At 66.4% G+C, this 14,580-nt stretch carries 7 protein-coding genes and 1 pseudogene; all 8 read right to left on the reverse strand.

The genetic code is table 11. The features are described from left to right. Positions 1 to 371: 371 nt before the first annotated feature. A complete protein-coding gene (flhA, locus tag M3O59_RS09795; protein ID WP_181920519.1) occupies positions 372 to 2,444 on the reverse strand; it encodes a flagellar biosynthesis protein FlhA in 2,073 nt (690 codons plus the stop codon). Between the two features lie 17 nt (positions 2,445 to 2,461). Beyond that, positions 2,462 to 3,592, reverse strand: a complete 1,131-nt coding sequence (gene flhB / locus M3O59_RS09800; protein WP_064634900.1) for a flagellar biosynthesis protein FlhB — start codon at positions 3,590 to 3,592, stop codon at positions 2,462 to 2,464. Between the two features lie 255 nt (positions 3,593 to 3,847). Continuing rightward, positions 3,848 to 5,329, reverse strand: a pseudogene (locus tag M3O59_RS09805) (putative bifunctional diguanylate cyclase/phosphodiesterase); the annotation flags it as partial. 116 nt (positions 5,330 to 5,445) lie between these two features. Then, on the reverse strand, positions 5,446 to 8,364 hold the full coding sequence (locus M3O59_RS09810) for a ligand-binding sensor domain-containing diguanylate cyclase (protein ID WP_116905567.1): 2,919 nt from the start codon (positions 8,362 to 8,364) through the stop codon (positions 5,446 to 5,448). A gap of 343 nt (positions 8,365 to 8,707) precedes the next feature. Further along, complete coding sequence (locus M3O59_RS09815) at positions 8,708 to 11,623, reverse strand: ligand-binding sensor domain-containing diguanylate cyclase (protein ID WP_064634993.1); 2,916 nt, start codon at positions 11,621 to 11,623, stop codon at positions 8,708 to 8,710. Between the two features lie 142 nt (positions 11,624 to 11,765). Beyond that, complete coding sequence (gene fliR, locus M3O59_RS09820; RefSeq protein WP_064634899.1) at positions 11,766 to 12,557, reverse strand: flagellar biosynthetic protein FliR; 792 nt, start codon at positions 12,555 to 12,557, stop codon at positions 11,766 to 11,768. Between the two features lie 13 nt (positions 12,558 to 12,570). Next, complete coding sequence (locus M3O59_RS09825; protein WP_064634898.1) at positions 12,571 to 12,840, reverse strand: flagellar biosynthetic protein FliQ; 270 nt, start codon at positions 12,838 to 12,840, stop codon at positions 12,571 to 12,573. A gap of 896 nt (positions 12,841 to 13,736) precedes the next feature. Further along, on the reverse strand, positions 13,737 to 14,579 hold the full coding sequence (fliP, locus tag M3O59_RS09830) for a flagellar type III secretion system pore protein FliP (RefSeq protein ID WP_064634896.1): 843 nt from the start codon (positions 14,577 to 14,579) through the stop codon (positions 13,737 to 13,739). Position 14,580: the final 1 nt, after the last annotated feature.

Consider the following 14,580-nt stretch of genomic DNA (forward strand, 5'->3'; position numbering starts at 1 on the left):
CCGAACGTGGCGGGCCCGGAACGCCTGGAAATGGCTGGTGTCGTGCAATCGATTGGAGGTCCGGGCCAGTGGCGGCTTTCCGACGCCGGAGACGGCGGTCGGTCGCCGGTCTGCAGGCATTGCCGGCCGGCGTGGTGACGGCGGGGAGCTGACAACTCCTTAGGAGCGCCCTTGGGCGCGACGGACTGTCCCGGTAACGCCTGTCGCGCCGAAGGGCGTTTCTACAAGGGGCAGCGCAGCGTGTCGCAGGGCACCTGGGCGCGATGGGGCGTTCCGGTAACGCCCTCGCGACCGAGGTCGCTCCTACATAGGGCGGCGACCTTGCCCGGTCCACGGCATGTCATGGGTTGCGCGGCGTAACAGCGCAAACCTCAGCTGATGGTGCCGACCAGCTTCAGGCGCTTGTCTTCCGGCACTTCGCTATAGGCCAGCACCGACAGGGTCGGCACGCTGTGGCGGACCAGACGGGCCAGGGCGGCGCGGACCTGGCCGGGCACCAGCACCACGGCCGGTTCGTTGCGGGCTTCCTGCTTGCCGACGCAATCGGCCAGGCTCTGGTGCAGGCGCTCGGCCAGGCCGGGTTCCAGCGCCACGCCGTTGCCGTGGGTGGATTCCTGCAGCACGCGCTCCAGCTGCGGGGCCAGGGTGAATACCGGCAACTCGGCCGACATGCCGGCGATTTCCTGCACGATGAAGCGGCCCAGCGAGGTGCGCACGGCGGCAGTGAGGGTGGCCGGGTCCTGGCTGTGCGGGGCGTGCTCCACCAGCGCTTCGACGATCTTGCGCAGCTGGCGCACCGGGATGCGCTCGATCAGCAGGTTCTGCAGCACGCGCACCACCACCGACAGCGGCAGCGCCTTGGGGGTGAGGTCTTCGACCATCTTGGGCGCGGTCTTGGCCAGGGTGGCCAGCAACTGCTGCACTTCTTCGTGGCCGAGCAGTTCCGGGGCGTGTTCGCGGATCAGGTGCGACAGATGCGTGGCGACCACGGTGGCCGGGTCGACCACGGTATAGCCCATCGATTCGGCATAGGCGCGCTGATGCGGCTGGATCCAGGTGGCGTCCAGGCCGAATGCGGGGTCCTTGCCGGGAATGCCGTCGAGCTGGCCGAGCGCGCCGCCCGGGTCCAGCGCCAGCTCACGGTCGGAATAGATTTCGGCGGTGGCCACCGGCACGCCGTGCACCAGCAGGCGGTAGGCGTTGGCCGACAACTCCAGGTTGTCGCGGATATGCACCGGCGGCACCAGGAAGCCGATGTCCTGGGTGAGCTTGCGGCGCACGCCCTTGATCCGCGCCATCAGTTCGCCGCCCTGGTTCTTGTCCACCAGCGGGATCAGCCGGTAGCCCACTTCCAGGCCCAGCGGGTCGATCGGGCGCAGTTCGTCCCAGCTCAATTCCGAACTGGCCTGGGCGGCGGTGGCGGCCGCAGCCGCCTGCGGATCGGTGGCCGGGTCGCCGGTGGGGGCGACCACCAGGCTGCGCTTGTACATTTTCCAGGCGATCACGCCCAGGATCAGGCCCAGCGTCAAAAACGCGACGTTCGGCATGCCCGGCACCAGGCCGACCAGGCCCAGGATGGCGGCCGCTACCGCCAGGGCGCGGTGCTGGCCGAACACCTGGCTGATCATGGCACCGCGCATGTCCTGCGCACGCGAGGCGCGGGTCACCAGCAAGGCGACCGAAGACGACACCAGCAGGGCCGGCAGCTGCGCCACCAGGCCGTCGCCGATCGACAGCAAGGTATACGTGGACGCGGCATCCATGAAGCTCATGCCGTGCTGGAACATGCCCACCGCCATGCCGCCGATAAGGTTGATGAACAGGATCAGGATGGCGGCGATGGCGTCGCCGCGGATGAACTTGTTGGCACCGTCCATCGCGCCGTAGAAGTCGGCTTCCTCGCGCACTTCTTCGCGCCGGGCCTTGGCTTCCTCGCGCGTCAGCAAACCGGCGTTGAGGTCGGCGTCGATGGCCATCTGCTTGCCGGGCATGGCGTCCAGGATGAAGCGGGCGGTCACTTCCGACACGCGCCCGGCACCCTTGGTGATGACCACGAAGTTGATGATGGTCAGGATCGCGAACACCACGATACCCACGGCGTAGTTACCGCCGATCACGAACTGCCCGAAGGCCTCGATGACCTTGCCGGCTGCGGCGTGGCCGTCCTGGCCGTTGATCAGGATCACGCGGCTGGAGGCGACGTTGAGCGCCAGCCGCAGCATCGTGGTCATCAACAGCACGATCGGGAAAATGGTGAATTCCAGCGGGCGCTGCACGTACACCACCGCCAGCAGCACCATCAGCGAGATGGCGATGTTGAAGGTGAACAGCGCATCCAGCACCGGTGCGGCCAGCGGCACCATCAGCATGGACAGCATGGCCATCAAGGCCAGCGGGGCGCCCAGGCCGTTGCGCAGCAGCTCCATCACGCGGCGGGCATTCATCGGAGCGGGGCGGGCGCTCATGCGCTGGCTCCCTTGCCGAACTCATCCACGTCCAACGACGGCAATTCCGGCATCGGGCCACCGTTCCAGCCACGCAGCTGGTAGACGTAGGAGAGCACCTGGGCCACGACCGAATAGAGTCTCACGGGAATTTCCTTGCCGATTTGTGCTTCCCTATACAAGGCGCGTGCCAAAGGCGGTGCGGTGACGATCGCCACCCGGTGCTGTTCGCAGGCTTCGCGGATGCGGAAGGCCATTTCGTCCACGCCCTTGGCCACCACGATCGGGGCGCGCATCTTGCCGCCCTCGTACTTGAGCGCCACCGCGAAGTGGGTCGGATTCATCAGCACCACGTCGGCCTTGGGCACCGCTTCCATCATCTGGCGCTGCGACATCTGCATCTGCATCTGGCGGATGCGGCCCTTCACTTCCGGGCTGCCCTCGCTCTCTTTCATCTCGCGCTTGATCTCTTCGCGGGTCATCTTGAGCTTCCGCATCCAGTTCCACTTCTGGTACGGCGCGTCGATGGCGGCCAGCAGCACCAAGGCCCCGGCGGTGTAGAACAGCAGGCTCTTGGTGAAGTCCAGGCCGTTGCCCACGGCCTGTTCCAGCGGCTGGTTCACCAACGAGCGCAGGCCGTGCAGGTTCTTGGAGATGCACAGCCAGGCCGCCAGGCCGACGAACAGCAGGCGCAGGATCGACTTGACCAGCTCGGCCAGGCTGTTGCTGCCCCACATGCGTTTGATCCCGTTGGCCGGGTTGAGCTTGTTGAGGTCGGGCATGATGGCCTTGCCGGAAAAATGCAGGCCGCTCATCAGCAGCGGGCCGGCCAGCCCGGCCAGCAGGCAGACGCCGATCAACGGCAGCATCACCCACAGCAGCTGCATCAGCAGGTCGCCGAAGTGGCCAAACAGCGCCATCGGGTTTTCGCGCATTCTCGGGTCGGGGCTGAGCGCGGTCTTCATCCACACTGCCGTGCCATTGCCGATGCCGCCCGCCAGTGCCATCAGGCCAAACACGCCGGCGCCGAACACCGCGGCGGTGGACAACTCCCGCGATTGCGGGATGTTGCCCTGCTCACGCGCCTCGCGCAGGCGTTTTTCAGTGGGAAGCTCTGTACGCTCGCCGCCGTCGTCGGACTCGGACATGGAGGTGCCGGTAGGGGATTAACCCAGCTGATGCAAGCGGCGTTCCAGTTTGTGGGGCGGGGAGTCGGGAATCGGGATTGGGGATTCGGAACAGCAGTAGCCGCGAGCTGAGCCGCTGGCGGGAAGTTGTGGCTGCGTGGTGGAAGCACTGCACCGCGGAGCTGCTGCGTTGCTGTAGCGGTCTGGCCTGGTGCTCGGCTCAGCCAAGCGGCGTTTGAGCGGCTGCGTGGGCGGGCGTTTGACGCCGTGTGTTGCTCAGCCGACGAGGCGTCGCGGGCCGTCGCGCTGGGCGACCACGGTGGCGATGAAGCGCTCGGCGTCCATCGGGCGGCCCAGCAGATAGCCTTGCAGCTGGTCGCAGCCCAGCCGCTCCAGGGTGTTGCGCTGGGCGGCAGTTTCCACGCCTTCGGCCACCACCTGCAGGCGCATGGTGTGCGCCAGCGCCACCACCGCCGCCACGATGGCGATGTGTTCGGCGCTGCCGTCCATGGCCTGCACGAAGCTGCGGTCGATCTTGAGCTCGTGCGCGGGCAGCTTGCGCAGATAGAGCAGGTTGGAATAACCGGTGCCGAAGTCGTCGATGGCAATGCGCACACCCAGCGCGTTGAGCTGGCCCAGGGTGCGCAGGCAGGCGTCGGCGTCGCGCATGGCCATGGTTTCGGTGATTTCAAGGGTGAGCTGGCCCGGCGCCAGCGCGAATTCGCTCAACGTGGTGGCCACTTCGTCCAGCAGGCTGGGCGAGGCCAGCTGGATCGCCGACAGATTGACCGCCACCCGCCAGTCGCCGTGCCCGGCCTGCCGCCAGTCGCGCATCTGGCGGCAGGCCTGCCGCAGCACCCAGCTGCCGAGCAGGCCGATCATGCCGCTGCGTTCGGCCAGCGGGATGAAGCTGTCCAGCGGCACCAGGCCGCGCTCGGGGTGCTGCCAGCGGATCAGCGCTTCGGCACCAATCGGGCGGCCGTCGTCGGCGCAGTATTTGGGCTGGTAATGCAGCACGAACTGGCCCAGTTCCAGCGCGCGCGGCAGTTCCTGCAGCAGCTGCAGGCGCTCACGGGTGGTGGCCGTCATCGAGTGTTCGAAAAAGCTGTAGCGGTTGCGGCCGGCGTGCTTGGCATGGCTCATGGCTGCGTCGGCATGCGTCATCAGCTGGTGCTCGCTGCCGGCATCTTCCGGGTACAGCGCAATGCCAATGCTGCTGCTGAGGCGCAGTTCGTGGTTGGCAACCAGAAACGGCACCGTCAGCGCCTGCACCAGATGTGCGGCGAGGGCGGCGGCATCTTCCGGCTCGGCGATGTCGGCCACCAGCACAAATTCGTCCGCACCCAGCCGCGCCAGGCTGCCGTTTGCGCGCCGGTGCGCGTTCAGACGCTCGGCCACCACCATCAGCAGGCGGTCGCCCAGCTGATGGCCGTAGCCGTCGTTGACCACCTTGAAGCCGTCCAGGTTGATCAGCATCACCGCAAAGCGCTGCCCCTGGCGCTGGGCGCGTTCGATGTTCTGCAGCACATGCTCGTGCAGCAGCACGCGGTTGGGCAGGCGGGTGAGCGGGTCGTGCAGCGCGGCCAGCGCGAGGTCGGCATTGGCCTTGGCCAGCGACTGCGCCAGCACGTCGGTGCGCTGCTGAAAGCGGCGCGACAGCACCAAAATCACCAGTGCCAGCATCAGCAGGGCCAGGATCACCAGCACCACCACCGCAGCCAGCCACGACAACGGCAGATGCGCATCGGCCGCCGCGCCGCGCAGGCAACGTGGCAAGTGCATCGCGCCGGCAGACTCCGCTTGCGCATGCGCCGCGGGCCGGCAGCGGACGACCGCGCTACCCCGCGCCCTTGCACGCGTCTTGCCTGCGCGGCTCAGGCCACCGAGCTTTCCGGCTCCTCCGGTTCGATGCGGTTACGGCCCGAGCGCTTGGCCCGATACAGCGCCTCGTCGGCACGCGCCAGCAACGAGGCGGCGGTGTCGCCGACGCGGAACCAGGACACGCCCACCGAGCAGGTCACCTGCAGCGGGCGTGCGGCACCCACCTCGTACGGGGCAAGGCTGAGCGCTTCGTGGATGGCGCGCAGCCGGTGCTGGCTCTGTTGGGTCATGCCCGGCAGCAACAGCAGCAATTCTTCGCCGCCGTAGCGGCCCACCTTGTCCGAATCGCGCAGGCAGGCGGTCAGCCGTGCGCCGACCTTGGCCAGCACCGCATCGCCGACCAGATGCCCGTGTTCGTCGTTGACCAGCTTGAAATGATCCAGATCGATCAACACCACCGCCAGCGGGTGCGCGCCGTGCGCGCAGGCCTGCAGTTCTTCGGCCATCGCTTCCAGGATGCCGGAGCGATTGAGCAGGCCGGTCAAAGCGTCGTGGCTGGCCTTCAACGCCAGCGCCGCACGCGCGCTTTCCAGTTCGCGTTTTTCGCGTTCCAGTTGATAGGTGCGCTCGGCCACCAGTTCGGCCAGCATGCGTTCGCGCGCGACCAGGTGGCGGTGGCGCCAGCGCCACAGGCCGATCAACAGGCCGCTGCCGATCAGCACATACAGCGCGATCGCCGGCGGGCTGCGCCACCACAGCGGCGCCACCGCGAAGGGCAGGTCGGCAATCGGCGAGGCGGTGCGCCGGTAGCGGTCCAGCACCTGCACCTGCAGGCGGAAATGCCCGGACGGCAGCGGCGGCTGGTCGATCGACAGGGAATCGCTCTGGATCCATTCGTTGTGCAGGCCCAGCAGGCGATAACGCACCGTCAGCCGGCTGGGGTCGTCGTAGACCTCCATCGTCGACAACTCGATATGCAGCGGTTTGTCGCTCCATCCCAACAGTTGCCCACGCTGCACCCGCGCGCCGCCGCGGCTGACGCTGTCGATGCGCACGCTGGGCTGGCGCTCGTCGAACAGGCGCGCCGGATCGCTCAGGTGGCTCACCCCGCGTGCGGTCCCGATCCAGACCGAACCGTCCGGATCTTCGGCAAACGCTGCCTCCGACACGTCATCCCAGATCAGCCCCTGCGACTGCGACAGATGCGCCCAGCGCTCGCCGTCGTACACCTCCACGCCGCGCGCATGGCCCACCCAGACCCGGCCGACGCTGTCGGCGCTCAGCAGGTACACGCCGACATCGCGCAATGCCTCGTCGCTGATTTCCCGCAGGTCCAGGCCGTCGTCCAGCAACATGCCGTGCCACAGACCGGGGCGGTAGAAGGCCAGCCACACCTCGCCGCTGTCGCTGATGTGGATCTTGCTGATCCACGGCTCGGACGCGCCGCCGTTGACCTTCACCTTGACCTTGGACCAGCGCTCGCCTTGCAGCCGGAACAAGCCGTTGGCGGTAGCCATCCACAGCGTGCCGTCGGCGGTCTGCTGGACATCGGTGTAGGCGATGGCGGGCATGTTGGCCACCGCCTGCATGCTGCCGCCCTCGAGCGGGTGTTCAATTACGAACAAGCCGCCGGCACTGAGCATCCACAGCCGGCCCTGGCGGTCGATAAGCAGGCGGCGCGCGGTGCGCGGCAGCTTGGCGATCTGCGCGCTGTGCCCGTCTGGCCAGGTGCGGCGCAGGAACCCGGCCGAATTGAGCGTCCACAGGCTGCCATCTGCGCTGCGCTGCAGGCCCACGACCTGGATGCCGGCGTTCTTCAGGGCCGGGACGAAGCGGCCATCCGGGGCGGCCTGGCGGCCGACGCCGTGTTCGTTGCCAACCAGCAGTGCGCCCTGTGCGTCGCGGGTGAACGACCAGGTTGGCGCAGGTGGCATGCCTTGCGACGCATCCCAGTTTTCGATCCATTCGTAGCCGGCCCAGCGCACCAGACCCTCGCCGTCGACGGTCATCCACACGTCGCCTTCGCGGTCCACCACGATTGCATCGCTGCTGCCGGGCGGCAGCCCGTTGTCGGCACCGAAACTACGCCAGTGGCCGTTTTCCCAGCGCACCAGACCATCGTTGCGACGGACCAGCACGCGCCCTTCGCGGTCCATGACCAGTGGCGCCTGCCGCCCGACCGTGCTGCTATCCAGCAGCGGCAGCGGGCGAACGCTGAAGTTGCTGGCGCCGCGTGCGCGATAGAGCAGGGTGCCGACACCGCGCACCCACAGTGCGCCGTCGTGGTCGCGCAGCACGCTATACCAACGGTCGTCCGGCACGCCCTGTTCGGGGCCAAACACCTGCACCTTGCGCTGCGCATCGATGGCGCACAGCTTGCGCGCGCAGCCCACCCACAGCGTGTCGCCATCCACCGACAGACTGAGCACCTTGGACACCTCCGGAACGCGCACCCGCGTTGCGGTGTCCAGCAGCGGTTCGCTATGCCAGCGGTCCCTGGCACGGGCCTGCAGGAGTTCCAGCGTGCCGTCATTGGCCAGCACGGTGCCCCAGGGCAGGCTGGCCAGCTGCATCTGGTCCTGCAGGTGCTCGGCTTCATCCGGCGCCAGCTTGCGAAACCCGTTTTCGTCGCCGACGAACAGCGCCTGGAAGCCGGCAACCCACAGCCGCCCATCGGCGGTTTCGGTCATCGAGCTGATGGTCTCGTTACGCAGGCCGTCCAGCGGCACCTGTTGAAAGCTGCGCCCGTTGTAGCGATACAGCCCGCTTTCTGTGCACACCCACAGCAAGGTGCTGCGGGTCTGCAACAGGCAGGTGCCGGCAAGACCGAGCAGGCCCTGGTCGTGGGCATAGCGGCGGATGCTGGCGCTCTGTGCGTTGGCCAGATCGGCAAACGACAGCAACGCCAGCAGCATCGCAGCGAACGATGCTCCTCGGCCTGACGTCCTCCATTGGCGGTGCAAAAACCCCACGGGCGTTGCAATCTCCCACGCATCGGTGCGTGCGGTCCGCGCCCCTCGCGCGGGTGACTCACGCTTGCCATTGGCAGCCCCCTATAGCAGGCCGCGATATATCGACTAGCGGCTGTTCACGCGATTTACTTTAGTGCCTGCACCACGGTCATTGCGCAACTGCTGCACCAGGCCGACGTTTTGCATGCAAGCACTGCGACTGCACGTTATCACTGCATTTGATGATCGCGTACTGCCTGGCGTCCCTTGCAGCATGCGGCATCGAGGCTGGCGGTGGTCGAGCGAGAACGACCGATGCGCATGCGTGCGATGAAGCGCGATCAGCGTGGCCCGATCGCAGCAATCAGGCACCGACACTGCCGGATGCTGCAGGCGCAGCGAGGTGGGCTGCATCGTAATAGATGCGATTGCGGCCACTGCCTTTGGCGCTGTACAGCGCGGCGTCGGCGCGCGCCAGCAATTGCTCCAGGGTTTCGCCGGGAATAAACCAGGCCACGCCGATCGAACAGGTGACGTGCAGCCAACCGCCATCGATGGGGTAATCGCCGCAGATGCCGCGATGCAGCGCGTCCAGCCGGTGCGTGGCTTCGTGCGTCAGCCCCGGCAGCAGCGCCAGCAATTCTTCGCCGCCATAGCGGCCGATCCGGTCGTCTCCACGCACCAGCGTATCCATCCGACGACCGACCCCGGCCAGCACCGCATCGCCGGCCAGATGCCCGTGCTGATCGTTGACCAGCTTGAAGTGATCCAGGTCGATCAGCACCACCGCCAATGGCCGCGCCGTTGCATCTGCCCGCAGCAGCATCTCGCGCAGTGTGGCGAGAATGCCGGAGCGGTTGAGCAGGCCGGTGAGTTCGTCGTGGGTGGCCTTGAGGGCGAGTTCGGCACGTGCCGATTCCAGGTCGCGCTTGTCCTGTTCCAGCTCGGCAGTGCGCTCGGCAACCAGCTGCTCCAGCTCGCGCTTGCGCCGCAGCAGTTTGGCCGTGCGCCAGCGCAACAGCACGATCACCGCTGCGATCGCCAGCAGCACATACGTAATGTAGGCGGGAATGCTGCCCCACCAGGGTGGGGTGAGCACGAAGGCGAACCGCGTGATCGGGCTGGCGCTGCGCAGGCCCGCGTCCACGGCCTGCACCTCCAGCGCATAGCGGCCAGGCGGCAGCAGTGGATAGGTGATGTGGCTGAGCGAGGTGCTGGTCCAGCTGGCCTGGTGGCCTTCCACGCGGTAGCGGAAGCTGATGCGGTCCGGGCCGCCTTCGGCGCCGGGCGTGCTCAGATCCACGTCCAGCGGAACCTGCGACCAGGGCACCTGCGCACCGGCCGCAATGGTCTGCCCGCCACGCTGCGCGCGGAGCACTTCCACCCGTAGCGGCGGCGAGGCGAACACGCGCAACGGATCAATCAGATGGGTCAGCCCGCGGCTGCTGCCAAGCCAGACGCTGCCATCGCCGTCCTCGAACAGCGCATTGGCAGACACGTCGTCCCACAACAACCCTTCGCTACGCGTGGCGCGCGTCCAGTGGCCGTGGTCCAGCAGATCCAGTCCCTGGCTGCTGCCCAGCCACAAGCGTCCCTTGCTGTCGTGATGCAGGATGAACGGCATCACGCGCGACACCAGCGGGTCGCTGACTGCAGTGAGTGTGACCGCCGCATCGTCCTGCACGGCGCCGTGCCACAGCCCGGTGTCGCGCAAGGACAACCAGAGTTGGCCGTCGGCAGAAAAATCCAGCAGGAAGTAATCGTGGCTGGGCAGGTTGCCGTGCACCTTAACCTGCAGCCAGTGGCCGTTGTTTTCCTGGCGATACAACCCTTCGCGCGTGCTGGCCCAGAGGCGCCCGCGGCCATCCAGTTCGATATCGCCGACGAACGCTGCCGGCACCGCTTCCTCGCGCCTGGCCTGCAACGGCAGCTCGGGCGTGATGAAGTACAGGCCGCGCGGCGTGGTGACCCAGAGCAGGCCGCGCGAATCGAACAGCACCTTGTTGGTGGGCAGGCCGAGCTGCAGCATGTCGAAGGTCTTGCCCGTCTGCGGGTCGCGACGGGCCAGGGCACCGGACGAGCGCGCCACCCAGGCCGCACCGTCCTTCGGCGACAGCGCGATGGAGATCGATTGCAGCAACGGCTCGCCATCGGCGAGGGTCCACGGCTGCATGCGTCCGGTATGCGGATCCAGCACGTTGGAGCCTGCATCGCCGCCTACCAGCAGCTCGCCACTCGGCAGGCGCTGGATGGCCCAGGTCGGCGCTTCGGCCAGGCCCTGGCTTTCGTCCCAGTGTTCGATGTTGCCGTAGCCCAGCCAACGCTGCACACCCAGTCCGCGCGTGCCGATCCACAGCTGGCCGGTGCCTTGCATCATCAATGGGCCCACCATCGGGCTGATCGACAGCCCCTGGTCGTGCCCGAAATAGCGCCAGTGATCGCCTTCCCAGCGCACCATTCCGCGGTCGGAGCGGGTAATCAGACGGCCCTGGGCATCCTCCGACAGGGTGGTTGCGCCAGACAAGGTGTCGAAGCTGGTGCCGACCGGAGGCGCATGGTTGCGGAACACGCGCTCGCCTGCTGCGCGCGACAGCACCATGCCGCCACCGCGCAGCCACAGGTCGCCACGATGGTCGCGGAACACCGCACGCCACTGCCGTTCCGGAACACCGTCGGCATCGCCAAGCTGGGTGATGCGCCCGCTAGCATCGATGCGGCAGACCCGTTTTCCGCAACTGGCCCACAGCGCAGTGCCATCGGCCAGCAAGGCTTTACCGGCGGGCAGCGTGGTGCCGTCGTCCAGCCGCAGCGGCAGCGCACGGACGCTCCAGCCGTCTGGCGTGGTCGACGTCAGATGCAACAGCTGATTTTCGCTGGCCACCACCACGCCCCCCGCGTACGGGGCGATCACATTGCCGCTGTCGGCACGGATCGGCCTGCCGTTCTGCAACACCGGGCTGAAGGTGGTGCCATTGCGCACGAACACGCCATTGGCGCTGGCCACCCACAGGCGCCCGCGCGCATCCAGCGTCAATGCGCGGATGTAGCGCGCGTCCAGGCCGCTTTCCTGCCCGACGGCGATGAAGTGATCGCGTTCGAAGCGGTGCAACGCCAGTTCGGTGCCGACCCAGACCACGCCTTGTTGGTCCTCGAGCAGGCTGTTGACGGTCATGCCCTGCAGGCCATCGGCCTGGGCGTAATCGCGGAAGCTGTAGGTTTGCGCCCATGCACTGCCGGCGACCAGCCACCCCAGCAGGCATAGCGCTGCCAGCCGACACATTGCCGTGCCGTGCGAACCAGGTGGAACGAACAGCGCAGGCACGTTGGACATCGGCTTCCGTGGAAAGAGGTCGTGCGATTGAACGGGTCAATCGTCCTTAGCGTTGACGGCGACCGCCGGCAAAACTTGAGCGGCCGGATGCTTAACCTGTCAGTTCCCTGGCAGAGTCGAAGGCGGTATCGAACATGCGTTGCACCGGTGGCGCGAACTCGCTTGCGAAGCTGGATAGCAGGAATAGCCCCAGCAAGACCGTCAGCGGCAAACCAAGTTGCATCGGGTTCAATGCCGGCGCCGCCTTGGCCAACGCACCGAAGGCCAGGTTGACCGCCAGCATCGCCACCATCATCGGCAAGGCCAGGGTCAGCCCGCCGCGCAGGATCTGCAGGAACAAAGTGGGCGCCACCTGCGCGAACGCGCTGGCGTCGGGAATGGCCGTGCCGATCGGCAGCGCCTTGTAGCTGTCCACCAACAGCGAAATCAGCGCCAGGTGCCCGTTGGCCGCAAAGAACAGCAAGCCGAACCCGATATAGAACCACTGCGCGATCACGCCGGAGGTCACGCCGCGCATCGGGTCGGACATCTGTGCGAACGACAGGCCGGTGGACTGCGACACCAACTCGCCGGCAAGCGCGCCGGCCTCGAAGATCAGCTTCAACATGAAGCCCATGCTGGCGCCCACGGCCAGTTCGCGCGCGATGCTCAGCACCGCCTGCGCGGTAAAACCATCCCACTCCGGCACGGGCGGCAGGATCGGCGCCAGCACCATCGACAATGTTCCGGCCAGCATCACCCGCACCCGGCCGGGAACCGCACGCGTGCCGATCAACGGCATGGCCGTGAGCAAGGCTCCGGTGCGCAACATGGTCCACATGATCGCCCCGACCATCGCAAACGCGCGCTGGCCGTCGATCACCATCTGGGTAGCGGAATCCATCCGGTCTGGTCCGCTAACCGATCAAATGCGGAATGCGCTGGAACAGCGCGATGGTGAACTCCACCAGATGCCCCAGCAGCATGCTGCCGGTGGCAAACAGCGTGGCCGTCAACGCGACCGCCTTGGCCACGAAGCCGATGGTGGGTTCGTTCAATTGGGTAGCGGCCTGCACCACACCAATGACGACACCGACGATCAACACCGCCAGCAACATCGGTCCGGCAATCCACAGGACGGCGACCAGGCCACCACGCAATTCAGTCAGGGCGATTTCAGGGCTCATGGAGGGCTGTGATGCAAGTGGGGTGCCAAAGGGCTGGGATTGGGGGTTCGGGATTCGGGATTTGCGACCTGGCTGGCGGTTTGGTGGTGGGTGAGGTCGGTTTCATCTTTGCCAGTGGCCTTCCCGTCAGCCTGTCGCTGTGCTCTTGCTGTGCTCTTGCTGTGCTCTTGCTGTGCTCTTGCTGTGCTCTTGCTGTGCTCTTGCTGTGCTCTTGCTGTGCTCTTGCTTGGCTTTTGCAGTTCGCTTTCATCCCCCATACCGCAGCGGCAGGCCACGTGGGTCAAGCCCCGAAGGGGCGGCGCGCATGGATGCGCGAGGTTTTTCTAAGGGACATGGATGTCCCTTAGAAAAATTCCCACGTGGACTGCGTACCCGTAGCGCCTTGGCGCGTAGGGGCGCGAGGACGGGGTGTGTTTCTTTGGTTACTTGATCAGCCTTCGGCTGCTGTAAAGCGCTTCTTTGCACAAGCAAAGAGAGTGACTCGCGCCCCGAAGGGGAGCGAAAGCTCTGCACTGGAATTTGCCTTGGCTCAACGATTTTTGACTTTGCATGTTGATGCAAAATATTGAAATCAAAGGCTTTCACGCCCTATGGGTGCGAGTCACTTTTCTTTGCTTGTGCAAAGAAAAGTAACCAAAAGAAAGCACACCCCGTCATCGCGCCCTCCGCGCCTGCGGCGCTGCGGGTACGCAAGTCCGGCAGAAATTTTTGTAAGGGACATCCATGTCCCTTACAAAAACGACGCGCATCCATGCGCGCCGCCCTACGGGTTGTATCTGCCGGCCTTGCCGCTGCGGTATGAGGCCCCGGAAAGCAACAGCCAAAGCCAAAGCCAAGCACCAGCCAAAGCCAAGCTGCAGAAATCCGCTCAGAGTGCCGCTGAAGCCGCGCTGCGGCTACGAGGCGTTAAAGCTCGCCGCCAGCGTGCCCACCACCAGCACCCATCCATCCACCAGGATGAACAACAGAATCTTGAACGGTGCCGAGATCAACATCGGCGACAGCATCATCATGCCCATCGACATCAAGACGCTGGCCACCACCAGGTCGATGATCACGAACGGGATGAAGATCAGAAAGCCGATCTCGAAGGCGGTCTTCAGCTCGCTGGTCACGAACGAGGCCACCAGCACCGGGAACGGCACTGCGTCCGGGCCGGCGTACTTGCCGTCGCCGGCCATGCCGGCAAAGGTCATCAGATCGGTCTCTCGGATCTGCGCCAGCATGAAGGCGCGCAGCGGCTGGGTGGTCAGCGTCCAGGCGCTGGAAAAATCGATCTGGTTGTTGAGGTACGGCTGCAGGCCGGCGCCCCACATCTTTTGCCACACCGGCATCATCACCAGTGCGGTCAGGAACATCGCCAGGCCAAGCAGCACCTGGTTGGACGGGGTCTGGCCGGTGCCCAGCGCCTGGCGCAGCAGGCCCAGCACGATGGTGATGCGGGTGAAGGCGGTGAGCACCAGCAGCATCGATGGCAGCAGGGTGATCGCCGTCATCAGCAGCAAGGTCTGCAGCGGCAGGCTCACCGGCTGGTCGCCGATGCGGCCCACGCTCACGTTGGGCAGGTTCGGCAACTGGTTGGAGCCGGGCGGCACCGCCGGTGCGGCAGCGGGGGCGGCGGCCTGCGCCATCGACGGCAACGCGGCGGGCGTGGCGGCGGCCAGCAGCGGGCAGCTCATCACCAGCAGGATCAGGATCAGGCGCAGGCTGCGCCCCCAGCGATTCCAACGACTGAACATG

The organism is Xanthomonas nasturtii (genome assembly GCF_023337365.3).
In the GTDB taxonomy this organism is placed as follows: Bacteria; Pseudomonadota; Gammaproteobacteria; order Xanthomonadales; family Xanthomonadaceae; genus Xanthomonas; species Xanthomonas nasturtii.